This window comes from Streptomyces sp. NPDC002643, assembly GCF_053592555.1.
On the sequence record NZ_JBSFVY010000016.1, the window covers coordinates 67,196 to 91,940 of the forward strand.

General features: G+C 68.0%; 20 protein-coding genes. 16 read left to right on the top strand and 4 right to left on the bottom strand.

The annotated features are described in order from the left end of the window. Nucleotides 1-24 precede the first annotated feature (24 nt). The 8 genes from typA (at nucleotide 25) to ACWD4G_RS24535 (ending at nucleotide 9,968) form a co-directional block, all read left to right on the top strand. Complete coding sequence (gene typA / locus ACWD4G_RS24500) at nucleotides 25-1,944, top strand: translational GTPase TypA (RefSeq protein WP_451296784.1); 1,920 nt, start codon at nucleotides 25-27, stop codon at nucleotides 1,942-1,944. Between the two features lie 463 nt (nucleotides 1,945-2,407). Continuing rightward, nucleotides 2,408-3,451 carry an ABC transporter permease gene (locus tag ACWD4G_RS24505; protein WP_451296786.1) on the top strand — a complete coding sequence of 348 codons (1,044 nt, stop codon included), beginning with the start codon at nucleotides 2,408-2,410 and terminating at the stop codon, nucleotides 3,449-3,451. Between the two features lie 102 nt (nucleotides 3,452-3,553). Then, the gene (locus tag ACWD4G_RS24510; protein WP_451296788.1) at nucleotides 3,554-5,347 is read left to right on the top strand and encodes an ABC transporter substrate-binding protein; all 1,794 of its coding nucleotides are present in this window, start codon (nucleotides 3,554-3,556) and stop codon (nucleotides 5,345-5,347) included. 98 nt (nucleotides 5,348-5,445) lie between these two features. After that, nucleotides 5,446-6,423 (top strand): ABC transporter permease, encoded by a 978-nt coding sequence (locus ACWD4G_RS24515; protein WP_451296790.1) that lies wholly within the window; start codon nucleotides 5,446-5,448, stop codon nucleotides 6,421-6,423. 15 nt (nucleotides 6,424-6,438) lie between these two features. Then, on the top strand, nucleotides 6,439-7,500 hold the full coding sequence (locus ACWD4G_RS24520; protein ID WP_451296792.1) for an ABC transporter ATP-binding protein: 1,062 nt from the start codon (nucleotides 6,439-6,441) through the stop codon (nucleotides 7,498-7,500). A gap of 14 nt (nucleotides 7,501-7,514) precedes the next feature. Continuing rightward, nucleotides 7,515-8,657 (top strand): ABC transporter ATP-binding protein, encoded by a 1,143-nt coding sequence (locus tag ACWD4G_RS24525; protein ID WP_451296794.1) that lies wholly within the window; start codon nucleotides 7,515-7,517, stop codon nucleotides 8,655-8,657. A 179-nt stretch (nucleotides 8,658-8,836) separates the two neighbouring features. Continuing rightward, nucleotides 8,837-9,481 carry an HAD-IA family hydrolase gene (locus ACWD4G_RS24530; RefSeq protein ID WP_451296796.1) on the top strand — a complete coding sequence of 215 codons (645 nt, stop codon included), beginning with the start codon at nucleotides 8,837-8,839 and terminating at the stop codon, nucleotides 9,479-9,481. 112 nt (nucleotides 9,482-9,593) lie between these two features. Beyond that, nucleotides 9,594-9,968, top strand: a complete 375-nt coding sequence (locus ACWD4G_RS24535) for a VOC family protein (RefSeq protein ID WP_451296798.1) — start codon at nucleotides 9,594-9,596, stop codon at nucleotides 9,966-9,968. A gap of 216 nt (nucleotides 9,969-10,184) precedes the next feature. On the opposite strand, the gene ACWD4G_RS24540 is transcribed toward ACWD4G_RS24535, so the two are convergent. The 3 genes from ACWD4G_RS24540 to ACWD4G_RS24550 are packed head-to-tail and all read right to left on the bottom strand — an operon-like array spanning nucleotide 10,185 to nucleotide 14,078. Continuing rightward, nucleotides 10,185-11,168 (bottom strand): ABC transporter permease, encoded by a 984-nt coding sequence (locus tag ACWD4G_RS24540; protein ID WP_451296800.1) that lies wholly within the window; start codon nucleotides 11,166-11,168, stop codon nucleotides 10,185-10,187. A 23-nt stretch (nucleotides 11,169-11,191) separates the two neighbouring features. After that, entirely contained in the window at nucleotides 11,192-12,982 is a 1,791-nt protein-coding gene (locus ACWD4G_RS24545; protein ID WP_451296802.1) for an ABC transporter substrate-binding protein, read from the bottom strand. Between the two features lie 52 nt (nucleotides 12,983-13,034). Then, nucleotides 13,035-14,078: an ABC transporter permease gene (locus ACWD4G_RS24550; RefSeq protein ID WP_451296804.1), complete on the bottom strand. Its 1,044-nt coding sequence runs from the start codon at nucleotides 14,076-14,078 to the stop codon at nucleotides 13,035-13,037. Between the two features lie 323 nt (nucleotides 14,079-14,401). On the opposite strand from ACWD4G_RS24550, the gene ACWD4G_RS24555 reads away from it, so the two are divergent. From ACWD4G_RS24555 to ACWD4G_RS24575, 5 genes are read left to right on the top strand one after another with little or no spacing between them, the layout of a single operon-like run. Beyond that, on the top strand, nucleotides 14,402-16,045 hold the full coding sequence (locus tag ACWD4G_RS24555) for a peptide ABC transporter substrate-binding protein (protein WP_451296806.1): 1,644 nt from the start codon (nucleotides 14,402-14,404) through the stop codon (nucleotides 16,043-16,045). Nucleotides 16,046-16,051: 6 nt separating this feature from the next. Further along, nucleotides 16,052-16,975 (top strand): ABC transporter permease, encoded by a 924-nt coding sequence (locus ACWD4G_RS24560; RefSeq protein WP_451296808.1) that lies wholly within the window; start codon nucleotides 16,052-16,054, stop codon nucleotides 16,973-16,975. Next, the gene (locus ACWD4G_RS24565; protein WP_451296810.1) at nucleotides 16,968-18,026 is read left to right on the top strand and encodes an ABC transporter permease; all 1,059 of its coding nucleotides are present in this window, start codon (nucleotides 16,968-16,970) and stop codon (nucleotides 18,024-18,026) included. Before ACWD4G_RS24560 ends, ACWD4G_RS24565 begins: the two co-directional genes overlap by 8 nt. A 9-nt stretch (nucleotides 18,027-18,035) precedes the next feature. Then, entirely contained in the window at nucleotides 18,036-19,019 is a 984-nt protein-coding gene (locus tag ACWD4G_RS24570; RefSeq protein WP_451296812.1) for an ABC transporter ATP-binding protein, read from the top strand. A gap of 53 nt (nucleotides 19,020-19,072) precedes the next feature. Continuing rightward, nucleotides 19,073-20,158, top strand: coding sequence for an ABC transporter ATP-binding protein (locus tag ACWD4G_RS24575; RefSeq protein WP_451297051.1), 1,086 nt, complete (start codon nucleotides 19,073-19,075; stop codon nucleotides 20,156-20,158). 239 nt (nucleotides 20,159-20,397) lie between these two features. On the opposite strand, the gene ACWD4G_RS24580 is transcribed toward ACWD4G_RS24575, so the two are convergent. Beyond that, nucleotides 20,398-22,518, bottom strand: a complete 2,121-nt coding sequence (locus ACWD4G_RS24580) for a prolyl oligopeptidase family serine peptidase (RefSeq protein ID WP_451296814.1) — start codon at nucleotides 22,516-22,518, stop codon at nucleotides 20,398-20,400. A gap of 200 nt (nucleotides 22,519-22,718) precedes the next feature. On the opposite strand from ACWD4G_RS24580, the gene ACWD4G_RS24585 reads away from it, so the two are divergent. From ACWD4G_RS24585 to ACWD4G_RS24595, 3 genes are all read left to right on the top strand, one after another. Continuing rightward, nucleotides 22,719-22,913, top strand: coding sequence for a hypothetical protein (locus ACWD4G_RS24585; RefSeq protein ID WP_055713941.1), 195 nt, complete (start codon nucleotides 22,719-22,721; stop codon nucleotides 22,911-22,913). A 150-nt stretch (nucleotides 22,914-23,063) separates the two neighbouring features. Next, nucleotides 23,064-24,119 carry an N-acetyl-1-D-myo-inositol-2-amino-2-deoxy-alpha-D-glucopyranoside deacetylase gene (mshB, locus tag ACWD4G_RS24590; protein ID WP_451296816.1) on the top strand — a complete coding sequence of 352 codons (1,056 nt, stop codon included), beginning with the start codon at nucleotides 23,064-23,066 and terminating at the stop codon, nucleotides 24,117-24,119. Between the two features lie 64 nt (nucleotides 24,120-24,183). Continuing rightward, a complete protein-coding gene (locus ACWD4G_RS24595) occupies nucleotides 24,184-24,615 on the top strand; it encodes a DUF6113 family protein (protein ID WP_451296818.1) in 432 nt (143 codons plus the stop codon). Nucleotides 24,616-24,745 lie beyond the last annotated feature (130 nt).

Consider the following 24,745-nt stretch of genomic DNA (forward strand, 5'->3'; position numbering starts at 1 on the left):
CACACTCCGGGAGAACGCCACACCATGGCTGTGACTGCAACGCGTCACGACATCCGTAACGTAGCCATCGTTGCTCACGTCGACCACGGCAAGACGACCATCGTCGACGGCATGCTGAAGCAGGCCGGTGCCTTCGCCGCCCACCAGCTCGACTCGGTCGACGACCGCATGATGGACTCGAACGACCTGGAGCGTGAGAAGGGCATCACGATCCTCGCCAAGAACACGGCGGTGAAGTACCACCCCAAGGACGGCGGGGACCCGATCACCATCAACATCATCGACACCCCCGGCCACGCCGACTTCGGCGGTGAGGTCGAGCGCGGTCTGTCGATGGTGGACGGTGTCGTGCTGCTCGTCGACGCCTCCGAGGGCCCGCTGCCGCAGACCCGGTTCGTGCTGCGCAAGGCGCTCCAGGCCCGGCTGCCGATCATCCTGTGCATCAACAAGACGGACCGGCCCGACGCCCGTATCGACGAGGTCGTCAACGAGACCTACGACCTCTTCCTGGACCTCGACGCCGACGAGGACCAGATCGAGTTCCCGATCGTCTACGCGTGTGGCCGTGACGGCGTCGCCTCGCTGACCAAGCCCGACAACGGCACGGTCCCGACCGACTCCACCAGCCTGGAGCCGTTCTTCTCCACGATCCTGGCGCACATCCCGGCCCCGACGTACGACGACGAGGCCCCGCTCCAGGCGCACGTCACCAACCTGGACGCCGACAACTTCCTCGGCCGTATCGCGCTGCTGCGCGTGCACCAGGGCGAGCTGAAGAAGGGCCAGACGGTCGCGTGGATGAAGCGCGACGGCTCGGTCACCAACGTCCGTATCTCCGAGCTGATGATGACCGAGGCGCTCACCCGCAAGCCCGCCGAGAAGGCCGGCCCCGGTGACATCTGCGCGGTCGCCGGTATCCCGGACATCATGATCGGCGAGACGCTGGCCGACCCCGAGAACCCGCTCGCGCTGCCGCTGATCACGGTCGACGAGCCGGCGATCTCCATGGTCATCGGTACGAACACCTCCCCGCTGGTCGGCCGCGGCGGCACCGGCAAGGGCGCCGACAACAAGGCGGCCGTCAAGGACCGCAAGGTCACCGCCCGCCAGGTCAAGGACCGCCTCGACCGTGAGCTGATCGGTAACGTCAGCCTCCGGGTGCTGGACAACACCGAGCGGCCCGACGCCTGGGAGGTGCAGGGGCGTGGTGAGCTGGCGCTGGCCATCCTGGTGGAGCAGATGCGCCGCGAGGGCTTCGAGCTGACCATCGGCAAGCCGCAGGTCGTCACCAAGGAGATCGACGGCAAGGTCCATGAGCCGGTCGAGCGCATGACGATCGACGTGCCCGAGGAACACATGGGCGCCGTCACGCAGTTGATGGGCGTCCGCAAGGGCCGTATGGACAACATGTCCAACCACGGCTCGGGTTGGGTGCGCATGGAGTTCGTGGTGCCCTCGCGCGGTCTCATCGGCTTCCGCACCGAGTTCCTGACGCAGACTCGCGGTACGGGTATCGGACACTCCATCCACGAGGGCCACGAGCCCTGGTTCGGCGCGCTCCAGACCCGTAACAACGGCTCGCTGGTCGCCGACCGCTCCGGTGCCGTCACCGCGTTCGCGATGACGAACCTCCAGGAGCGCGGTGTGCTGTTCGTGGAGCCCGGTACCGAGGTGTACGAGGGCATGATCGTCGGTGAGAACTCCCGCGCCGACGACATGGACGTCAACATCACCAAGGAGAAGAAGCTGACGAACATGCGGTCCTCGGCCGCCGACGTCTCCGAGTCCATCGTCCCGCCGCGCAAGCTGTCGCTGGAGCAGTCCCTGGAGTTCTGCCGCGACGACGAGTGCGTCGAGGTCACCCCCGAGGCCGTACGCATCCGCAAGGTCAACCTGGACGCACGCGAGCGGGCGCGTGCGGCGAGCCGCGCCAAGCACGGCTGACACCCCGCCACCGACTGTCTGTGCGGACCCGGTTCTCCGCTTGTGGAGGGCCGGGCTTTCGTCGTGCCCGCATACGCGGGAGGTTCGATGGGGATGCTGGTGGTTTCGGGGAGGGCGTGAAGGCCTCGCGGAGGAGGCTGGACTTGCGTCCCGGACCGTTCGATTGACTGTCCGTGAGCTGTGCGACGCTGTTCGGATATCGGTGACCCGGCGATCAAGTTTCGGACATGTAAACAAAAATCCCAGCTTAAATGTCCGTTTCGCGAAGTCTTGGTCTCGGCTGTCAAGCGCGCTTAGGTGTCAATCTTTGCAATTTTTGCTCAAAATATGGACGGTAGGGAGATCCCTATGCCTTCCGCCCTTGACGCGCGTTGACCGCCTTGGCGAAAGTTCCCCCAAACCACAGAACCCGCCGGTATCTGTGCTGCGCTCAACTCTCCAACCCCCCGGGGGCAGAACACACATGACCAGTCCAACCAAGGCCGAGGGCTCGGGACCCACGGTCGCCTTGGAGCCCGAACTGGCTGAGACCACCGAGGCCGACAAGCCGAAGACGCTTGAAGGTCGCTCCCCCGGCCAGCTGATGTGGCAGCGCTTCAGGCGAGACCGTACTGGCATGTTCTGCGCCGGGGTAGTGATTTTCTACTTCGTCATCGCGCTGTGCGCCCCGCTGCTCACCGCCATCAGCGGGACCAACCCCTACACCCTGTACGGCCAGGACCCCACCTACGCGGACACCCCCGTGCTGGACGACTTCGGTCTGCCGCTCGGCTACTTCGGCGGTGTCTCGGGGACCCACTGGTTCGGGGTGGAGCCGCAGTACGGGCGGGATCTGTTCGCCATGCTGGTGTACGGCATGCGCACCTCGCTGTTCATGGCGCTGGGCGTGACCGTGCTGCTGATGGTCACCGGCGTCATCATCGGTCTGATCGGCGGCTACTTCGGTGGCAGGACCGACTACTGGATCGGGCGCGTCACCGACTTCTTCCTGTCCTTTCCGCAGCAGTTGTTCTTCATCGCCTTCATGCCCGTGGTGACCGCGTTCTTCGTGGACCCGAGGGAGGAGACGCCCACGTACTTCCGGGCGCTCGCGATCCTGATCGTGCTGTGGCTGCTGGGCTGGATGGGTATGGCCCGTCTGGTCCGTTCCACGGTGCTGTCCCTGCGGGAGCGGGAGTTCGTGGAGGCGGCGAAGGTCTCCGGCGCCTCGCCCTGGCGGATCGTCCGCAAGGAGATCCTGCCCAACGTCGTCTCCCCGATCCTGGTGCAGTTCACGTATCAGCTGCCCAGCACGATCCTCACCATCGCGTTCCTCTCCTTCGCGGGTGTCGGCTTCGTCGAGCCCACCCCGGACTGGGGACGGCTGTTCGCGGCCGGCGCCAAGTACGCCGAGCAGGACCCGGCGTTCATGTTCTTCCCGGGCCTGGCGCTGGTGTTCTTCATCCTCTGCTTCAACCTTCTCGGAGACTCCGTACGGGATGCCTTCGACCCCAAGTCCGGGCGCTGAATCGTCCATTGGTGGGGGGTGACTGCCGCCCCCGCGTCGGCCTACCAGCCGCGTCAGGCAGTACTCATGGATAACAACCGACAGGTAGGTGCATACACCGTCATGAAGTCGCTCACCTCGCGCAGAGCGCGCGCCATAGTCGTCGCCCTCGCGGCCGGCTCACTCGCGCTGACCGGCTGCTCGGAGAACAAGGGCACCGACTCGAAGAAGAACGCCGCGGAAGACCAGAAGGGTGCGGCGGCCCAGGCCAAGCCCGTCACCTACGCCGACGCCGCTGCCTCCACCGGCCCGGCCGAGGAGGTGGCCGGCGCAAAGAGCGGCGGCACCGTCGAGGTCTACCAGGAGGCGGGTCTCTCGCACCTGGACCCCGGGCAGATCTACGTCTCCGACGCCGGCCAGGTCGCCAACCTGCTCTTCCGCGGGCTGACGAACTTCAAGGAGGACGGCAAGGGCGGCGTCGCGGTCGTCGGTGACCTCGCGACCGACTCGGGCACCTCCTCCGACGACGGCAAGACCTGGACGTTCACGCTCAAGGACGGCATCAAGGACCAGAACGGCAACGAGATCACCTCGGCCGACGTCCGCCACACCATCGAGCGCCAGTACGCCAAGTTCATCTTCGACGGCCCCACCTATCTGCAGACCTGGCTGAGCGGTCCGGACTACCGCGACGCCCTGCCGGACGGCGGCTACGGCGACAAGCACCTGCCGGACACCGTCCTGGACACCCCGGACGACAAGACCATCGTCTTCCACTTCGACCAGTCGCGTCCGGACCTCCCGCAGACGCTGGCCATGCCGGGCTACACCATCGTTCCGGAGAAGACCGACACGAAGGAGAAGTACGACAAGGCCCCGGTCTCCACCGGCCCGTACAAGATCGCCGAGTACAAGGTCGGCAAGTCCCTCAAGCTCGTCAAGAACGACCAGTGGGACCCGAAGACAGACTCCGTGCGCCACCAGTACGTGGACGGCTGGAACATGGACTTCGGTGTCACCGAGTCCACCCAGACCAAGCGTCTGATCGCCGACCAGGGTGCCTCCAAGAACGCCATCCAGCTCACCGGCACCGTGGAGTCCACGCAGATCCAGGACGTCGTCACCGACCCGGCCGTCAACAAGCGCACGGTCAAGGGCTACGCCCCCTACGTCCAGGTGCTCAACTTCAACCTGGACCGGGTCAAGAACAAGAAGGTCCGCGACGCGATCACCTACGCGGTGAACTCCAAGTCGCTCATCGCCGGTGAGGGCGGTGTCTACGGCGGTGACGTCGCCCAGAACCTCTTCGCCCCGACCCTGCCGGGCTACGAGGACTCCTACGACCCGTACGGCCGCCTCGCGACGCCTCAGGGCAACATCGAGAAGGCCGAGGAACTCCTGAAGGACGTTCCGGCCGCCGAGAAGAAGCTCGTCTTCGCCTACAACAACAACGAGGCGGGCCAGAAGCGCAAGGTCGCCATCGAGGACGCGCTGACCAAGGTCGGCATCGATGTCGTCTCCAAGGAGGTCGACTCGGCGAGCTACTACGAGCAGATCGGCAAGCTCGACAACCCGTACGACATCTACATCAGCGGCTGGGGCCAGGACTGGCCGTCCGCCGCTACGGTCGTCACGCCCGTCTACGACGGTGACCAGATCGCCGACGGTTCGCCGAACTACTCGCACGTCAACGACCCGAAGGTCCAGGAGCTGATCAAGAAGGCCCTGACCCAGGAGCCGACCGAGGCCGAGGCGACCTGGAAGGAAGCGCACCACTACATCCTGGAGAAGATCAACCCGGCCGCTCCGCTGTGGTACGTCAAGCAGTTCCAGCTGCACGGTTCGAACATCGGCGGTGCCCGCTACAGCACCGAGTCGAGCTACATCGACGTCAACGGCCTGTACCTGAAGTCGTAACGTCCTACGGCTGATCGCGGGGGTGCGCACCAGGCGGAGCGCACTCCCGCGGTTCCGTGAAACCTCCCACCGTCTCCGTAGAGAGCAGCCTCCCCGCCATGCTTCAGTTCATCATCCGGCGCTTGGCCGGCGCCGTCGTCACCCTGTTTCTCATCGGCGCCGCCACGTTCTTCCTCTTCGTCGCCGCGCCGTCCGACTACGCCTCTCTGGCCTGTGGCAGGGACTGCTCCGCGGCGAGACTGGAGGACATCCGCGAGGCGCTCGGCCTGAACCTGCCCATCGCGACCCAGTTCTGGCAGTTCATGTCCGGCATCGTGACGGGCCGTGACTTCCCGGACGGCCACTGCGCGGCCCCGTGCCTCGGCCAGTCGTTCCACTCGGGCGACATGGTCTGGGACACGATCATCGACCGGTTCCCGACCACCCTCACGCTGACCGCGGGCGGCGCGATCTGCTTCCTCCTCATCGGTGTCGGCGCGGGCATGCTCGCCGCCTACCGGCGCGGTTCCCTGATCGACAAGGTCGCCACGGGCGCGTCCATGGTGCTCAGCTCCTTCCAGATCTACTTCCTCGGCCCGATCGTGCTGGTCATCCTCGTCTACAGCACCGGTTGGATGGAGGACCCCAAGTACGTTCCCCTCACCGAGGACCCGGCCGGCTGGTTCATCGGGATGTCGATCCCCGTGGTCGTGATGGCCACCATCTTCACCGCGCAGTACACGCGTATGGCGCGTGCCGCGATGATCGAGCAGCTCGCGGAGGAGCACGTCCGCACCGCTCGCGCCAAGGGCATGTCGAAGAAGTACGTCTTCTTCCGCTACGCCTGGCGCGGCTCGATGATCCCGATCGTCACCGTCCTGGGCATCGACATCAGCTCCATGCTCGGCGGTGCCGTCGTCACCGAGATCACCTTCTCCCTCCAGGGCATCGGACGCCTGGCCGTGGAGGGCGCCGGCTCCAAGGACCTCCCGCTGACGATGGGCGTCATGATGTTCGGTGCCTTCTTCATCCTCATCGTGAACATCCTCACCGACATCGCGTACGCCTACATCGACCCGCGCGTCCGGCTCTCCTAGGAAGAACGAACCACCGTGACCACACTGACCAAGACCGAGGACGCCCCGGCCCCGACCGGGCCCGAGAGCTTCCTCTCGGTCCGTGACCTGCGGGTGCAGTTCTCCACCGAGGACGGCATCGTCAAAGCCGTCGACGGGCTCTCCTTCGACGTCGAGCGCGGCAAGACCCTGGGCATCGTGGGCGAGTCCGGCTCCGGCAAGTCCGTCACCAACCTGACGATCCTGGGCCTGCACAACCCCCGGACCAGCACCGTCGACGGCGAGATCGTCCTCGACGGCAAGGAACTGGTCACCGCCACCGAGAAGGAGCTGGAGAAGCTCCGCGGCAACAAGATGGCGATGATCTTCCAGGACCCGCTGACCGCCCTGTCGCCGTACTACACGGTGGGCCGGCAGCTGTCCGAGCCGTTCATGAAGCACCGCGGCGCCTCCAGGAAGGAGGCCAAGGACCGGGCGATCCAGATGCTGGAGAAGGTCGGCATCCCCCAGCCCAAGGTGCGCTTCGACGACTACCCGCACCAGTTCTCCGGCGGTATGCGCCAGCGCGCGATGATCGCCATGGCGCTGATGTGCGACCCCGACCTGCTGATCGCCGACGAGCCGACGACCGCTCTCGACGTGACCGTGCAGGCCCAGATCCTGGACCTGCTCAAGGACCTCCAGCAGGAGTTCGGCTCCGCGATCATCTTCATCACCCACGACCTCGGCGTCATCTCCCACATGGCCGACGACCTGCTGGTGATGTACGCCGGTCGGGCCGTGGAGCGCGGCAGCGTCAAGGAGGTGCTGCACGCCCCCCGGCACCCCTACACCTGGGGCCTGCTCAGCTCGATGCCGCGCCTGGACGGTGACATCCACGAGATGCTGACGCCGATCCCCGGCGCACCGCCGTCGCTGCTCAACCCGCCCACCGGCTGCCGCTTCCATCCGCGGTGCGCGTTCACGGGCGAGGTCACCGGGACGCTGTGCACCGACACCCGGCCGCCGCTGGCCGAGGGACGGGCCGCCGCCTGCCATCTGACGGCGGAGCAGAAGCAGACCATCTTCATCGACAAGATCCAGCCCCGGCTGCGCTAGGGAGAACCGAGATCATGAGCGACAACCTCACCCTCCCCGCACAGCAGGGCTCCACCGGCACCTCGAAGGAAACCCTCCTCGAAGTCCAGGGCCTGACCAAACACTTCCCCATCTACGGCGGCTTCCCGATCAAACGCAAGGTCGGCGCCGTACAGGCGGTCGACGGCGTCGATCTGACCGTCGGCGTCGGCGAGAGCGTCGGCCTGGTGGGCGAGTCGGGCTGCGGCAAGTCGACCACGGGCCGGCTGATCACCCGGCTGCTGGAGCCGACCGCGGGCAAGATCACCTACCTGGGCAAGGACATCACCCACGCCTCGCGCAGGCAGCTGGCGCCCATCCGGTCCGAGATCCAGATGATCTTCCAGGACCCGTACTCCTCGCTGAACCCCCGGCAAACAGTCGGCACGATCATCAAGTCCCCGATGGAGGTCAACGGGATCGAGCCGGAGGGCGGCCGGGAGAAGAAGGTCCGCGAGCTGCTGGAGCTGGTCGGCCTCAACCCCGAGCACTACAACCGCTTCCCGCACGAGTTCTCCGGCGGTCAGCGTCAGCGCATCGGTGTGGCCCGCGCGCTCGCCCTGAACCCGAAGCTGATCGTCGCCGACGAGCCGGTCTCCGCGCTGGACGTGTCGATCCAGGCCCAGGTGGTGAACCTGCTCCAGAAGGTCCAGGAGGAGCTGGGCATCGCCTTCCTCTTCATCGCGCACGACCTCGCCATCGTCCGGCACTTCTCGCAGCGCGTGGCCGTGATGTACCTCGGCAAGGTGGTGGAGGTCGGTGACCGTGACTCGATCTACAACCGCCCCCGCCACCCCTACACCCACGCCCTGCTCTCGGCCGTCCCCGAGGTCGGGATCGACGACGAGGCCGAGAACCGGGAACGCATCCGGCTCTCCGGCGACGTGCCCTCGCCGATCGCACCGCCGTCCGGCTGCCGCTTCCGTACGCGCTGCTGGAAGGCGCAGGACAAGTGCGCCGCCGAGGAGCCGCCGCTGCTCCAGCTCTCCGGCAACCGCGACGGCCACCTCACGGCCTGCCACTTCCCGGAGGACCCGACGACCGAGGCGCGCGCCGAGGACGTCGTGCTGGACCCGGCGCTGAAGGCGCTGGAGGACAGCGCGACCGCCGGGTCCGAGGCGAAGACCACCAAGGGGTGACCGTTCGTCTCCGCGTGGGCTGCCCGTTCGTTTCCGCTCGGGGTCTGCCGTACGACAGTGACATCGCTGACGCGCGGCGGGCCCTGTAGCGTTTCCGGCGGCTGCGGGGACGACGATGCGGGACGGCGATCCGGGACGGCGATCCGGGACGGGGGCGACGGGTGGCGGGTGACGGGGCGTTGGCCACGGCTGTGCTGTTCGATGTGGACGGGGTGCTGATCGACACCGCCGACGCGCACGGGCGGGTGTGGCGGGCCTGGGCGCGGGAGCGGGGGCTGGACCCCGAGGCGGTGTGGGTGGCCACGCAGGGGCGGCGGCGGGCGGACATCCTGAGGGCGGTGGCGCCCGAGCGGGACCCCGTCGAGGAGCACCGGGCACTGGACCGGTTGATGGCGGCCGAGGAGCCGGGGTTCCGGGCGTTCCCCGGAGCCGCCGGGTTGTTGCGGGCGCTGCCGGTGGGCCGGTGGGCCGTGGTCACGTCCAGCCGCGCGGAGCCGACCGCGGCTCGGTTGGCTCGTACGGGGCTGCCGGTGCCCGAGGTGCGGGTGTGCGCCGAGGACGTGCGCGAGGGCAAGCCGTCGCCCGAGGGGTATCTGACCGCCGCCGCCCGGTTGGGGGTCGACCCGGGCCGCTGCCTGGTGGTCGAGGACGCCCCGGCGGGTGTGGCGGCCGGGCTCGCCGCCGGGTGCACGGTGTACGCGGTGGCGTCCACGCACGGGGCCGGTGAACTCCGGGGCGCACATGCGTGTTTCGGGTCCCTGGAGGAGGCGTCCGGGGCTGTGTCGACGGCGCTCGGCTGCCGTTCACCTGGCCGCCGAGAGTGAGCGGCCAACCCTGAGCCGACCCGAGCCGTTTGAAGCCGTAACAGCCGTAACAGCCGTAACAGCCGTAACAGCCGTAATTGCCTTAGCCGCCGTAATCGATCGGAGTCTTGTCATGCACCCCACCGTCCACAGCGTCACCATCGACTGCACCGGCGATCCGTACTACGTCGGTCTCTTCTGGAGCGAACTGCTCGGCCGCCCCCTGGCCGACGACGACAAGCCCGGTGACCCGGAGGCGTTGATCGCGGACCCGGACGGGGGGCCGCGGCTGCTGTTCGTGCGGGTTCAGGAGGCCAAGTCGGTGAAGAACCGGGTGCACTTCGATCTGAAGCCCCAGGGGCGTACGCGTGCCGAGGAGGTCGAGCGGGCGCTCGGGCTCGGCGCCCGTGTCGTCGCCGACCACACCCGCCCGGACGGCGGCGGCTGGGTCCTCATGGCCGACCCCGAGGGCAATGAATTCTGCGTGGAACGGGGGGAGTTGGGCTGAGACGGGCCGACACCGACCGGCTGTCCCCGCCTCGGCCGCGCTAGGGTCTGTCGTTTGGATCATGCCGGCTTCGGGCTTCGGGCTGCGGGCTGCGGTGCCTGGGTGGCTGCCGGTGAGCGGGGTGATGGGGGTACCTCCCGCGGTGGGGGCACCTCCCGCTCAGTGGGGGAGTGCGTGCCACACCCCGCGGCCCAGGCGTGATCCAAACGACAGGCCCTAGGGCAACCGCACCCGAGGGTCGATCACCGCGTACACCGCGTCCACCACGATGTTCGCGATGACGATCGCCGTCGCCGCCACCAGGACCACCCCCAGCAGCAGCGGCAGGTCGTTGTCGCGTACGGCCTTGATGGACAGGGCTCCGATGCCGTGCAGGCCGAAGGTCTCCTCCGTGATGATCGCGCCGCCCAGCAGATAGCCCAGGTCGAGGCCGAGGATGGTGACGATGGGGCCCATGGCGCCGCGCCAGGCGTAGCGGAAGAAGACCGTGCGGCGGGACATGCCCTTGGCGCGGGCCGTGCGGACGTAGTCCTCGGCGAGGGTCTCGACCAGCTGGGAGCGGGTCATGCGTGTGTAGTTGGCGGTGAAGATGACGGCCAGGACCAGCCAGGGCAGGAGCAGGCCCTTGAACCAGGTCAGGGGGGCCTGGCTCAGCCCCACCGCGTCCGAGGGGCGGGGGAGCAGATGCCACTGGTCGGAGAGGTAGTACATCGCCACCACTCCGACGATGTAGATCTGGAGGGACGAGCCGACCAGGGACGCGGAGGACGCGATCTTGTCCAGGGCCCTGCCCTGCGTCACCGCCGCGACCATGCCCGTGCCGACGCCGAGGACGACGAAGACGACCGCGCTGCCGACCGAGAGGGACAGCGTGGTCGGGAAGCGGTCCGTGATCAGGCCCAGGACCGGTTCGTGGTTGGTGAAGGAGTAGCCGAGGCAGGGGGCCGGGCAGTGGCCCAGCCCGGTGTAGTCGCGGCCCAGGAACAGTCCCGTCAGCCAGTGCCAGTACTGCACCGGCAGCGGATCGTCGATGCCGAGGTTGTGCCGGACCAGGGCGAGCGTCTGCGGGGTGCACAGCTTGCCGCAGGCCGCGCGGGCGGGGTCGCGCGGGGCGACGTAGAAGAGGACGAACGTGATCGCGCTGATGATCAGGAGGATCAGCAGCGCGCTCAGCGTTCGGCGTGCGATGAAACGGAGCATGGCCGCACCGGTGTCCCTACGCCTCAGGCCTTGACGTACAGCTTGTAGAGGGTGAACGCCGAGAACAGGGGGTCGAATTCGGCGCCGCCCACCTTGGAGCCGTACAGATAGAAGCGGCGCTGGTACGTCTCGGGGATGATCGGCGCCTCCTTGCTCATGACCTGCTTGTCGAGCGCCGCCCAGGCCGCCTCCTGCTTGCCGGTGTCCGTGATGGTGGCGTCCTTCTTGATCGCCGCATTGACCCAATCAACATTGAGTTGGGAGACATTGGGCGCGTTGTCGGCGATCGTCGTGCCGTCGAAGAGCGGCTGGATCAATGTGTACGCGGCGGGCCAGTCCGGCGACCAGCCGTACCACATCACGTCGAAGGCGTTGTCGATCCGGCCGACCTGGTCGTAGTAGCTCGTCGACTCCACCGGCTTCACCACCGGGTCGAAGCCCGCCTCCTTCAGGGCGTTGACGATGACGACCTTGGTCTTGTCGTACGCGTCGTCGGCGCCCTGCGGATAGGTGTAGACGATCTTCTGGCCGAGCTTTCCCGCCTCCTTCAGCAGGGACTTCGCCTTCGCCGTGTCACCACGGGGGTCGGTGAGCTTCCCGTAGACGTCGAACTTCACCCGGCCCGCGATGTCCGGGCTGAGGATGGTCGTCGCGTAGTCGCCGGCCGACGGGCCGCCGTAGATGGACCGGATCTGCTCCAGCGGCCAGGCGTAGTTGAGGGCCTGACGTACCCGTACATCCTTGATTCGTCGACAGTTGATCGCGTAGTAGTACAGACCCGTCAACAGTCCGTCGATCGTGCGGTCCTTCAACTCCGGTGTGGCGATGACCTTCTGGATGCGTTCGGCGGGGACGCCGCTGTACGCCATCACCGCGTACTGGTCGGTGCCCGAGTCGGCGATCAGCCGGTCGGTGGCCTGGAGCGCCTCGGGGCCGAACTCGAAGACCACCGAGTCGGGGTAGGCGTTGCGGATCGCGTCCGTGTCCGGGTCCCAGCGGGTGTTGCGCACCAGGGTCAGGGACTTGTCGACCGAGTGCTGCCTGATCCGGTACGGGCCGCACGACACCGGGTCCTTGTCGTACTTCTCCTTGCTGTCGTGCACGACCGGCACAGCCCCGTAGGAGTGCATCGCCAGCGCCCAGTTGAAGTCCGGGCGGGCCGTCTTCAGATGGAACGCGATGGTCTTCTTCGCGGTGTCCGTGACGATCGAGTCGAGGTGCTTGCCGCCGTAGGGGCCCTTGTAGAGCTTGCGGAAGTCGTTGGAGCCCGTCAGCCAGGTCTGGACGTATGTAGCGCCCTCGGTGGTGAAGCTCGCGAAGCCGCGCTCGATGCCGTGGCGTACGTCCTCGACGGTCAGCTCCGTGCCGTCCTCCCACTTCAGCCCGTCCTTGAGGGTGAACGTCCAGGTCCGGCCGGCGTCCGCCATGGTCCCGGGGTCGGTGGCGAGGTCTCCGACGAGCTTCATGGAGCCGTCGGCCGCGATCCGGTAGCCGGTGAGGCAGCGGACGTAGAGGTTCGCGACCGTGGAGTTCCAGGCGTAGTAGACGCGCTGGGGGTCGAGGTGGGAGAAGTCGTCGGGGCCGATCGCGTGGATGGTGCCGCCCGTGCGGGCGCCCTTGACCTCCGGTGCCGGGCCCGTGGAGTCGTCCGCCGTGCCGACGGACACCTTGGAGTACGCGGCCGAGCCGGCGGCCGTACCGCCGCCCCCCGCCGTGCCGCCCCCGCCTCCGCTGCTGCACGCGCTGAGAAGCAGGGAGCCGCCGGCCGTCGCGACCGAGCCGGCGATGACGAGGTTTCTGCGGGAGATCGACATGGGAGCCTGCCTGAATCAGGGAGAAGGGAGGGGTCCGCTGGGAAAAGGGCGCTCAGCGTCTGGTCTTCGGGTCCAGGGCGTCACGGACGGAGTCGCCGAGGAGGTTGAAGGCGATCACGAAGATCACCATGGAGAGGCCGGGGAAGAGCATGTAGGTGATGTCGCTCTGGTAGACCTGCGCGCCGCGCTGGATCATCACCCCCCAGTCGGGGGTCGGGTCGCTGAGACCGACGCCGAGGAAGGCGAGGGCGGCCTCCGTGGTGACGTACATCGGCAGCGCGAGGGTCGCCTGGATGAGGACCGGGGTCCACAGGTTGGGCAGCAGCTCGCGGAAGACGATCCGGGCCGCCGAGGCGCCGGTCACCTTGGCGGCCTCCACGAACTCCCGCTCCCTGAGGGCCAGTACCTCACCGCGCAGCAGCCGGGCGACGGGCGCCCAGCCGAACGCGGTCATCACCGAGATCAGGCTCACCACCGTCAGCCACGTCGGGGTGTTCTCGTCCGGCTCGACCAGCACGGAGAGCATCACCGGCCACATGGCGATGAAGAAGAGCGTGGAGGGGAACGCCAGCAGGATGTCGACGACCCGGCCCACGAGGCTGTCGATCCGGCCGCCGAGATAGCCCGCCGTCACCCCGACGACGATGCCGAGCGCCACGACCAGCAGGGTCGTCACCGTGGCGATCAGCAGCGAGTTGCGGATGCCGTAGAGGAGGAGGGTGAACACGTCCCGGCCGAGCTGCGGCTCGACACCGAACCAGAAGTCACCGCTCACGCCGCCGTTGGGCGCGATGGGGAACCCGAAGTCGTTCAGCAGACCCGACTGGTTCTGGCCGTAGGTGGTGTACGGGTTCTTGCCGTACACCTCGGCGATCAGCGGGGCGGCGACGCCGACGACGAAGAACAGCAGTACGACGGCGGCCGACACCACCCCGGCCCGGTCGCGCCGGAACCGCCGCCAGGCGATACGGCCGGGCGAGCTGGTGCCGGTGCCCCGGGGCGGCGCGGTGGGTGCCGGGGGTGCGGCAGCCGGGTCGGCCACCGTCTCGAAGGGCATGGCCGACGAGGAGGGCGAGGGTGTGGACGAGGTCCCCATGGCGTGACCCTTCAACTCGCCCCGTTCCTCGGTCAATGGGGTATTCGCGGCTTTGAGCTGGACTTTTGCCGCTTGACCCGGTGCTGGCCGCTCGGTTGTCCACGCTTGACACCGGCATGACCTGGACCAGGTCCGTCCCGCACCCCGCTCTTACCGGCCCGAACCCTCCCCTTACCGGCCCGAGCGCTCCTCCTGACGGCCCGAGCGCTCCTCCTGTCGGCCGACGTGGGGCTCGCCGGACGCCATACGGGCGCATGAGCGTGCGTTATCTGATGAATGCCCCGATATTGACCGGTAACGGATCACTCGTGAGGAGGCACACCATGCGCGGAGCCACGCATGCCCGATGGGTCGCCGGTGCGGCGGCGGTCGTGCTGGTCGCGACCGGCTGTGGCGGTGGGGACGACGACAGCGGTGGCAGCAGCGGTGGCGAAAGCGGCGCCGTGCTCAGCTCCTCCTGGGGTGATCCGCAGAACCCGCTGGAGCCCGCCAACACCAATGAGGTGCAGGGCGGCAAGGTGCTCTCGATGATCTTCCGGGGGCTGAAGCAGTACGACCCGGAGAGCGGCGAGGCCGAGGACATGCTCGCCGAATCCATCGAGTCCACCGACTCGCGGAACTTCACCATCACCATCAAGGACGGCTGGACCTTCAGCAACGGCGAGAAGGTCACCGCCAAGTCCTTCGTGGACGCCTGGAACTACGGTGCGAGCCTCAAGAACAACCAGCGCAACGCGTACTTCTTCGAGTACATCGAGGGCTACGACAAGACCCACCCCGACGACGGGAGCGAGCAGACCGCCGACACGCTCTCCGGGCTGAAGGTCGTCGACGACAACACCTTCACCGTCAAGCTCACCCAGAAGTTCTCGACCTTCCCCGACACCCTCGGCTACAACGCCTACGCCCCGCTGCCGCAGGTGTTCTTCACCGACCACGCCGCCTGGCTGAACAAGCCCATCGGTAACGGCCCGTACATGGTGGACTCGTACATCAAGGGCTCCCAGCTCAGTGTGCGCACATGGGACGACTACGCCGGCGAGGACAAGGCGCGGAACGGCGGCGTCGACCTGAAGGTCTACACCGACAACAACACCGCCTACACCGACCTGATGGCCGGCAACCTCGACCTCGTCGACGACGTCCCCGCCTCCCAGCTCAAGAACGTCCAGGCGGACCTCGGCGACCGGTACATCAACACCCCCGCCGGCATCATCCAGACCCTCGCCTTCCCCTACTACGACGAGGACTGGAACAAACAGGGCATGGACAAGGTCCGCACGGGCCTGTCCCGGGCGATCGACCGCGACCAGATCACCGAGACCATCTTCCAGAAGACCCGCACCCCCGTCACCGACTGGACTTCACCCGTGCTCGCCAAGGACGGCGGTTTCGAGGAGGGCCTGTGCGGCGACGCTTGCGAGTACGACCCGGAGGCCGCGAAGAAGCTGATCGACGAGGGCGGCGGCCTCCCCGGCGGCCAGGTCAAGATCACGTACAACGCGGACACCGGCTCCCACAAGCAGTGGGTCGACGCCGTCTGCAACTCCATCAACAACGCCCTCGACAACGACAAGGCGTGCGTCGGCAACCCGGTCGGCACCTTCGCCGACTTCCGCAACCAGATCACCGACCGCAAGATGCCCGGCCCGTTCCGCGCCGGCTGGCAGATGGACTACCCGCTCATCCAGAACTTCCTCCAGCCGCTCTACTACACCAACGCCTCCTCCAACGACGGCAAATGGTCCAACACGAAGTTCGACGACCTCGTCGACGAGGCCAACGCCGAGGAGGACACGGGCGACGCGGTGGAGAAGTTCCAGCAGGCCGAGGAGGTCGTCCGGGACAACATGGCCGCTATCCCGCTCTGGTACCAGAACGGCAGCGCCGGCTACTCCGAGCGGCTGTCGAACGTGAAGCTGAACCCGTTCAGCGTGCCGGTGTACGACCAGATCAAGGTCGGCTGACCTCCGATGGGGCGGTACGTCGTCCGGCGCCTGCTCCAGATGATCCCGGTCTTCGTCGGAGCCACCCTGCTGATCTTCCTGATGGTGAACGTGATGGGCGACCCCATCGCGGGCCTGTGCGGCGACCGGGAGTGCGACCCGGCCACGGCCGGCCGGCTCAGGAAGGAGTTCGGCCTCGACAAGCCCGTCTGGCAGCAATACCTGACCTACATGGGCAATGTGTTCACCGGCGACTTCGGCACCGCGTTCAACGGGCAGGAGGTCACCGAGCTGATGGGCACCGCCTTCCCCGTCACCATCCGGCTGACGATCGTCGCCATCCTCTTCGAGATCGTCATCGGCATCACGCTGGGTGTCGTCACCGGACTGCGGCGCGGACGTCCCACCGACACGGGCGTACTGCTGGTCACCCTGGTCGTCATCTCCGTCCCCACCTTCGTCACCGGTCTGCTGCTCCAACTGCTGCTCGGTGTGGAGTGGGGCTGGATTCGGCCCTCGGTCTCCTCCGACGCCACCTTCGACGAGCTGATCGTCCCCGGACTGGTCCTCGCCTCCGTCTCCCTCGCCTACGTCACCCGGCTCACCCGGACGTCCATCGCCGAGAACACCCGCGCCGACTACGTCCGCACCGCCGTCGCCAAGGGCCTGCCGCGCCACCGGGTCATCCGCAAGCATCTCCTGCGCAACTCGCTCATCCCCGTCGTCACCTTCATCGGCACCGACATCGGCGCCCTCATGGGCGGCGCCATCGTCACCGAGCGGATCTTCAACATCCACGGCGTCGGCTACCAGCTCTACCAGGGCATCCTCCGCCAGAACACCCAGACCGTCGTCGGCTTCGTGACCGTCCTGGTCCTCGTCTTCCTCCTCGCCAACCTGCTCGTCGACCTTCTCTACGCCGTACTCGACCCGAGGATTCGCTATGCCTGAGCCCCCACCCGAGGAGCCGCATGTGTCGGGCGGCGGGCGCGCGGCCGAGGACGGCGCCATCGCCGCCACAGGACTGGACGGCACCATGGACCTGGCCACGACGGAGGCGGAGACCTTGGAGAAGCCGCTGGGCCCCGCCCTGGACGCCGGCGTCCCCTCGGCCGCCGCCGGTGACGTCCCGGACATCGGTGTCGGCCCCGCCGAGAAGGCGCGCGGCCTCTGGTCCGACGCCTGGCGCGACCTGCGCCGCAACCCCGTCTTCATCATCTCGGGGCTCGTCATCCTCTTCCTGGTCCTCATCTCCCTCTGGCCGTCGGCGATCGCCTCCGGCAACCCCCTCAAGTGCGACCTCTCCAAGGCCCAGCAGGGCTCCGAGCCCGGCCACCCCTTCGGGTTCGACGGCCAGGGCTGCGACGTCTACACCCGGACCGTCTACGGGGCGCGGATCTCCATCGCCGTGGGCGTCTGCGCCACGCTCGGGGTCGCGATCCTCGGCTCGGTGCTCGGCGGACTCGCCGGCTTCTTCGGCGGGGTCTGGGACTCCTTCCTCTCCCGCGTCACCGACATCTTCTTCGCCATCCCGGTGGTGCTGGGCGGTCTCGTCCTCCTGTCCGTGGTCACCAGTAACACCATCTGGCCGGTGATCGGCTTCATGGTGCTGCTGGGCTGGCCGCAGATCTCCCGGATCGCCCGGGGCTCGGTCATCACCGCCCAGCAGAACGACTACGTCCAGGCCGCCCGGGCCCTCGGCGCCTCCAACTCCCGCATGCTGCTCCGCCACATCGCCCCGAACGCCGTCGCCCCCGTGATCGTGGTCGCGACCATCGCCCTCGGCACCTACATCGCCCTGGAGGCCACCCTGTCCTACCTCGGCGTGGGCCTGAAACCCCCGAGCGTCTCCTGGGGCATCGACATCTCCGCCGCCTCCCCCTACATCCGCAACGCCCCCCACGCCCTCCTCTGGCCCTCGGGCGCCCTGGCGATCACGGTCCTGGCGTTCATCATGCTGGGCGACGCGGTCCGCGACGCCCTTGATCCGAAGTTGAGGTGAGTCGGTGCCATGTTGCTCGAAGTGCGGGATCTGCGGGTGGAGTTCAGGACGCGGGACGGGGTCGCCAAGGCGGTCAACGGGGTCAACTACGGGGTGGACGAGGGGCAGACGCTCGCCGTGCTCGGGGAGTCGGGGTCCGGGAAGTCGGTCACCGCGCAGGCCGTCATGGGCATCCTCGACACACCGCCGGGGCGGATCACCGGCGGTGAGATCCTCTTCAAGGGGCAGGACCTGCTGAAGCTCAAGGAGGAGCAGCGGCGGAAGATCCGCGGCGCCGAGATGGCGATGATCTTCCAGGACGCGTTGTCCAGCCTCAATCCCGTGTTGAGCGTCGGCGATCAACTCGGCGAGATGTTCGTCGTCCACCGGGGCATGTCGAAGAAGGACGCCCGCGCCAGGGCCGTCGAACTGATGGACCGCGTCCGCATCCCGGCCGCCAAGGAGCGCGTACGCGACTATCCGCACCAGTTCTCCGGCGGAATGCGCCAACGCATCATGATCGCCATGGCGCTGGCCCTGGAACCGGCCCTGATCATCGCCGACGAACCGACCACCGCCCTGGACGTCACCGTCCAGGCCCAGGTCATGGAACTCCTCGCTGAGCTGCAACGGGAACTCGGCATGGGTCTCGTCCTCATCACCCACGACCTCGGAGTCGTCGCGGACGTCGCCGACCGAATCGCCGTGATGTACGCCGGCCGCATCGTCGAGTCCGCCCCGGTCCACGACATCTACAAGGCACCGGCCCACCCCTACACACGAGGACTCCTCGACTCCATCCCCCGTCTTGATCAGAAGGGCCAGGAGCTGTACGCGATCAAGGGTTTGCCGCCCAACTTGACGCGCATCCCGCCCGGCTGCGCCTTCAACCCCCGCTGCCCCATGGCCCGCGACCTGTGCCGGACCGAGGTGCCGCCGCTGTACGACGTGGAGCCGGCCGACGGCATCCGGTTGAGCGCCTGTCACTACTGGGTGGAGTGCCTCAATGGTTGAGCCGAGAAGGGTGTGCCTTGATGGTCTCGTCAATGATTGAGAAGCCGGAGTCCATGGTTGAGCCGATCCTTGAAGTCAGCGGACTGGTCAAGCACTTCCCCTTGACCCAGGGCATTCTGTTCAAGAAGCAGATCGGTGCCGTCAAGGCTGTTGACGGTGTCGACTTCACACTCAACAAAGGAGAGACCCTCGGCATCGTCGGCGAGTCCGGCTGCGGCAAGTCAACCGTTGCCAAGATGCTGGTCAATCTTGAGCGCCCGACCGCCGGGTCCATCATGTACAAGGGCGAGGACATCACCCGGCTCTCCGGCAAGGCCCTCAAATCGGTCCGCCGCAACATCCAGATGGTCTTCCAGGACCCGTACACCTCCCTCAACCCCCGCATGACCGTGGGCGACATCATCGGGGAGCCGTACGACATCCACCCCGAGGTCGCGCCCAAGGGCGACCGCAGGCGCCGGGTGCGGGAACTCCTCGACGTGGTCGGCCTCAACCCCGAGTACATCAACCGCTACCCGCACCAGTTCTCCGGCGGCCAACGCCAACGCATCGGCATCGCCCGGGGATTGGCGCTGCGCCCCGAGGTCATCGTCGCCGACGAGCCCGTCTCCGCGCTCGACGTCTCCGTACAGGCCCAGGTGATCAACCTGCTGGAGCGGCTCCAGGGGGAGTTCGGGCTGTCGTACGTGTTCATCGCGCACGACCTGTCGATCGTGCGGCACATCTCCGACCGGGTCGGCGTGATGTACCTCGGCAGGATCGTGGAGATCGGCCGTGACGCCGAGATCTACGACCATCCCACGCACCCCTACACCCAGGCGCTCCTCTCCGCCGTGCCGGTCCCCGACCCGGAGGCCAGGGAGCACCGGGAGCGGATCATCCTCGCCGGAGACGTGCCCTCGCCGACGAACATCCCGTCCGGCTGCCGCTTCCGCACCCGCTGCTGGAAGGCCCGGGAACGATGCGCGCTGGAGGTACCGCTGCTGGCGGTGCCCGCCGAGTTCCGGCTCACCACCGGGCCGGCCGCCCATGACTCGGCCTGCCATTTCGCGGAGGCCGTATCCATCAGGCGCTCCGCGCCGGGGAGGGTGGTCCCGCCGGAGGAACTGGTGGACGATCATGGCGACGGGGTCAGATAGCCGTACAAATGCCCACCAACCGCGTTAACACACAGGCAACTTGACCGACCCCGTTCCGATATACGGACGCGCGAATCTGAATGACGTACGGCCGTGCGGGTGCCGTAAACAGGCCGGGGCTCGCCATGTAGCCCCGGCCTGTTCTTTGCGCCTAAACCGGCGCCGCTTTCGCGGAGCCGGCTGATGTTTCGTCGTGGTTCCTCAATTGATGGTTGCGGCGCTCCGTGGAGTGCTTCCGCTCAGCTCAGCTTGAGGGCCCGCCGGAGGAAGTCCAGCTGGAGTCGCAGCAGGTTCTCCGCGACCGCCTCCTGCGGGGTCATATGGGTCACCCCGGACAGCGGCAGTACCTCGTGGGGGCGGCCGGCGGCGAGGAGGGCCGAGGACAGGCGCAGGGAGTGGGCGACGACCACGTTGTCGTCCGCGAGGCCATGGATGATCAGCATCGGGCGGTGGGGTTCCGCCGCGTCGACCAGGCCCGTGTCGTCGATCACCGAGTTGCGGCGGTAGACCTCCGGCTGCTCCCCGGGGTGCCCGATATAGCGCTCCTGGTAGTGGGTGTCGTACAGCCGCAGATCGGTGACCGGGGCGCCCACGACCGCCGCGTGGAAGACATCCGGGCGGCGCAGCGCGGCGAGGGCCGCGAGATAGCCGCCGAAGGACCAGCCGCGGATGGCCACCTTGGTGAGGTCGAGCGGGAAGTCGGCGGCGAGCGCCTGGAGCGCGTCGACCTGGTCCTGCATTACGACCGCCGCGATGTCGTCCTTGATCGCCTTCTCCCAGGCCGGCGAGCGCCCAGGAGTGCCGCGACCGTCCGCGACGATCACCGCGAAACCCTGGTCGGCGAACCACTGCGAGGTGAGGTGAGGATTGTGCGCGGCCAGCACCCGCTGGCCGTGCGGACCGCCGTACGGGTCCATGAGGACCGGCAGGGGAGTGCTGCCGTCGTAGTCCGTAGGCATAAGCAGGGCGCACGGTACGCGGTGTGCGCCCCCCTGTGTAAACCGAACGCGCGGGGTCAAACCGGGATTTTCGGCATAAGACGCCACGATGGCCACCGTCTTGCCGTCCCGCAGCACCTGCGCCTGGGCCCCCGGCTTCCCCAGGACGGCGGAGACGAGTACCGTCACGCCCCCGGCCCGTACCGCCGAGTGCACACCGGGTTCCTGGGAGACGCGCTCCACGCCCAGCTCGTTCACGCGGTAGACGTGCACCTCGCCGATCTCGGGCTCGCCCGCCCCCTCGCCCGCGGACGCCGAGACCAGGACGTCGTCGTCCGAGACGTCCAGGACCGCGCGGACGTGCAACTGCGGCCCGGTCAGCGGACGTTCGCCCACCGCCAGCACCCGCGCGCCGCCCTCGTCCGCGACACGCACGAGCTGCCCCGAAGGGGTCCAGGAAGGGACCCCAGGGAAAAGATCAAGCCAATGTTGATCTTCGTCGGCGTGCACCATCCGGGTCGCCCCGGTGTCCGGGTCCACGGCCAGGTACAGCTGACTGCGCTGGTCCCGCGCCTGCACCAGGATCAGTGGCGCACCCGCCGCTGACCAGTGCACATGCGCCAGATACGGGTAGCGGACGCGGTCCCACACGACCTCCGTACGGCTCCCGGAGAGGTCGGTCACGAACAGCCGGACCTCGGCGTTGGGCGTCCCGGCCGCCGGATACGCGACCCGCTGCGGGTCCCTTTCCGGCTGTGCCGGGTCCGAGATCCACCACCGGCGCACCGGCGTGTCGTCCACACGCGACACGAGCAACCGGTCCGAGTCGGGCGACCACCAGAAACCGCGTGAACGGCCCATCTCCTCGGCCGCGATGAACTCCGCCAGCCCGTGCGTGACGTTCTCCACGCCCTCCTCGGTGAGCGCCCGGTCGTCACCGCCCTCCGCCGCCACCACCCGCAGGGCGCCCTGGGCGACGTACGCGACGTACCGGCCGTCGGGGGAGGGGCGAGGGTCGATCACCGGGCCGGGAACGGCGAGTTCACGTGCCGTACCGGCCCGCAGCTCGGCCACGAAAAGCCGCCCTGACAAGGCGAAAGAGGCCAACTCCACGGCGCTGTCGGTGGCGTAGCCGACGATTCCGGCGCCACCCTCACGGCTGCGCTCACGGCGTGCGCGCTCCTCGGGCGACAACTCCTCGGCGGAGCCGCCGAGCAGCGCGCCGGGGTCGGCCGCGACCCTCTCGTCGCCGTCCGGAACGTCCAGCACCCACAGCTTGTTGGCCCGGTCGGTGCCGGACGGGGACCTGAGGAACACCACGCGTGAACCGTCGGGAGCGACACAGAACGCGCGCGGCGCGCCGAGAGTGAAACGCTGTGTCCGCGCGTGCCTACGGGGAAAGGACTCGGGCTCGGTCGTCATCCCCCGACCATATTGGCCATGCGCCCCCTTGTGCGGCCGTGCGCCGATCGATGCGCGCGTTTGGATAGTTATGATCACTACCGCCGAGTGGGTATGAACCTGCTGGCCGCTGTACAGATTTACAACTGCGTCACTCTCGCAATGGATTGACAACCGCTTCGCTCCCCAGGTCCCAGGGAACTCATTGGAGGTGAGCCGCCGTGGCACTCTCGATTTCGGCGGTGGTGCTGCTGGCGATCATCGTCTTCATCCTGATCAAGAAGTCAGGGCTGAAGGCACCACACGCGATCATCTGTATCCTGCTCGGCTTCTACCTCTCCTCCTCGACCATCGCGCCGACGATCAGCGAGCTGACGACCAACATCGCGGGCATGATCGGCAGCATCAAGTTCTGACACCTCCGTCCGCCCCCGACAACACCGCCCGCCCCTGACACCTTCGGCCGCCCGGGGCCGTCCCAGCCTCCCCGCGGCCGGAGTCTGTACGTTCCTGTGAATGCCCGTGCCCGGATCGGGTGCGGGCCGGGCGCCTCGTAGGGTGGGCCCATGACGGATCTGCCCTCCCCCAGCGCTCGGCCGGGGGGACCCTCATTCCGCTCCTCCCCCAGCCTTCGGCCGGGGGGACCCCCATCTCGCTTCGCTCGCCGACTGCTCCTGGTGCACGCGCACCCGGACGACGAGTCGATCAACAACGGCGCGACCATGGCCAAGTACGCGGCCGAGGGAGCGCTGGTGACGCTGGTGACCTGCACCCTCGGTGAGGAGGGCGAGGTCATCCCGTCCCAGCTCGCCCATCTCGCGCCCGACCGCGACGATCGCCTCGGCCCGCACCGCGTGGGCGAGCTCGCCGAGGCCATGAAGGAACTCGGCGTCACCGACCACCGTTTCCTCGGCGGCCCCGGCCACTACCGCGACTCCGGGATGATGGGCGTCGAGCAGAACGACCGCCCCGGCGCCTTCTGGTCCGCCGACGTCGACGACGCCGCCGCCCTCCTGGTCGAGATCATCCGCGAGGTACGCCCCCAGGTCCTCGTCACCTACGACCCCAACGGCGGCTACGGCCACCCCGACCACATCCAGGCCCACCGCGTCGCCATGCGCGCCGCCGACCTCAGCCCCGACCCGGACTTCCGCCCCGACCTCGGCGAGCCCTGGGAGATCGCCAAGGTCTACTGGAACCGGATGCCGCGCGGAGTGATCCTGGAGGCCTTCGGCCGGCTCCGCCGCGACCTCGCCGAGCCCGGACGAACCCCCTTCCAGCAGCTCGCCGCCGTCACCGAGGTGCCCGGAGTGGTCGACGACCACATCGTCACCACCGAGGTCGACGGCACCGACTTCGCGGCAGCGAAGGCCGCCGCGATGCGTGCCCACGTCACCCAGATCGAGGTCGCCGAACCCTACTTCGCACTCTCGAACAAACTCGCCCAACCCCTGCTGACCACCGAGTACTACGAGTTGGTGCGCGGCCGGGTCGAAGGAGGGGGCCGGGAGAGCGACTTGTTCGAAGGGGTGCCCGGAGTGTCCTTCGCGCCCTCGGAGTCCTCCGGGGCTTCCGGGTCCTCCGGGTCTTTCGAGGGTGGCCAGAACGGAACGGGCCTCTGATGCGTACATATGTGCATGACGAACGAGTGGCGCACCCGGGCGACGGCCGAGAGGCGGGCCCGCGATGAACACGACGCACCGGCCCGCCGCCGGGCAAGGCAGCGCCCTCGCCCGCCCGTTGACGCTGCCCCCGCTCGGCCGGACCTTCTTCCTCCTGGGCCTCTTCGTCCTGGGAGCCGTCGTCGGACTGGCCGGCGGACTGGTCCAAGCGGCCTGGTTCCCCGGCGGTTTGCTGCTCGCACTGCTCGGCGCGGCCGGACTCTTCCTGGGCGGCGCCCGGGCGACGGGCTCCAGATCGGGGGCCGTTGCCCCGGCCGCGGGCTGGATGATCTCCGTCATCCTGCTCACCGCCACCCGCCCCGAGGGAGACTTCCTGTTCGCCGCGGGAGTCGGCTCCTATCTCTTTCTTCTCGGCGGCATGGCCGTGGCTGTGATGTGCGCCACCCTTGGCTGGGGGAGGCAACCGACCGGGCCCGACGCCCGACTTGGGAAGTGACGACCACTTCGCCGTACGTTGCAGGTGCGGGTCCCGTGTGGGTTTCCGACGCGGTCGTGGGATACGCGCCGGAAGTGGCCAGTATGGTGGTGCGCGCCGCCGGGCTGTCCGCTGAGTTGAGGTCGTGACG

What these genes read in the sequence shown, in the direction of transcription:
- typA (WP_451296784.1), top strand. Translation starts at nt 25, where the DNA reads ATGGCTGTGACTGCAACGCGTCACGACATCCGTAACGTAGCCATCGTT.
- ACWD4G_RS24505 (WP_451296786.1), top strand. Translation starts at nt 2,408, where the DNA reads ATGACCAGTCCAACCAAGGCCGAGGGCTCGGGACCCACGGTCGCCTTG.
- ACWD4G_RS24510 (WP_451296788.1), top strand. Translation starts at nt 3,554, where the DNA reads ATGAAGTCGCTCACCTCGCGCAGAGCGCGCGCCATAGTCGTCGCCCTC.
- ACWD4G_RS24515 (WP_451296790.1), top strand. Translation starts at nt 5,446, where the DNA reads ATGCTTCAGTTCATCATCCGGCGCTTGGCCGGCGCCGTCGTCACCCTG.
- ACWD4G_RS24525 (WP_451296794.1), top strand. Translation starts at nt 7,515, where the DNA reads ATGAGCGACAACCTCACCCTCCCCGCACAGCAGGGCTCCACCGGCACC.
- ACWD4G_RS24535 (WP_451296798.1), top strand. Translation starts at nt 9,594, where the DNA reads ATGCACCCCACCGTCCACAGCGTCACCATCGACTGCACCGGCGATCCG.
- ACWD4G_RS24540 (WP_451296800.1), bottom strand. Translation starts at nt 11,168, where the DNA reads ATGCTCCGTTTCATCGCACGCCGAACGCTGAGCGCGCTGCTGATCCTC.
- ACWD4G_RS24545 (WP_451296802.1), bottom strand. Translation starts at nt 12,982, where the DNA reads ATGTCGATCTCCCGCAGAAACCTCGTCATCGCCGGCTCGGTCGCGACG.
- ACWD4G_RS24550 (WP_451296804.1), bottom strand. Translation starts at nt 14,078, where the DNA reads ATGGGGACCTCGTCCACACCCTCGCCCTCCTCGTCGGCCATGCCCTTC.
- ACWD4G_RS24555 (WP_451296806.1), top strand. Translation starts at nt 14,402, where the DNA reads ATGCGCGGAGCCACGCATGCCCGATGGGTCGCCGGTGCGGCGGCGGTC.
- ACWD4G_RS24560 (WP_451296808.1), top strand. Translation starts at nt 16,052, where the DNA reads ATGGGGCGGTACGTCGTCCGGCGCCTGCTCCAGATGATCCCGGTCTTC.
- ACWD4G_RS24565 (WP_451296810.1), top strand. Translation starts at nt 16,968, where the DNA reads ATGCCTGAGCCCCCACCCGAGGAGCCGCATGTGTCGGGCGGCGGGCGC.
- ACWD4G_RS24570 (WP_451296812.1), top strand. Translation starts at nt 18,036, where the DNA reads ATGTTGCTCGAAGTGCGGGATCTGCGGGTGGAGTTCAGGACGCGGGAC.
- ACWD4G_RS24575 (WP_451297051.1), top strand. Translation starts at nt 19,073, where the DNA reads ATGGTTGAGCCGATCCTTGAAGTCAGCGGACTGGTCAAGCACTTCCCC.
- ACWD4G_RS24580 (WP_451296814.1), bottom strand. Translation starts at nt 22,518, where the DNA reads ATGACGACCGAGCCCGAGTCCTTTCCCCGTAGGCACGCGCGGACACAG.
- mshB (WP_451296816.1), top strand. Translation starts at nt 23,064, where the DNA reads ATGACGGATCTGCCCTCCCCCAGCGCTCGGCCGGGGGGACCCTCATTC.
- ACWD4G_RS24595 (WP_451296818.1), top strand. Translation starts at nt 24,184, where the DNA reads ATGAACACGACGCACCGGCCCGCCGCCGGGCAAGGCAGCGCCCTCGCC.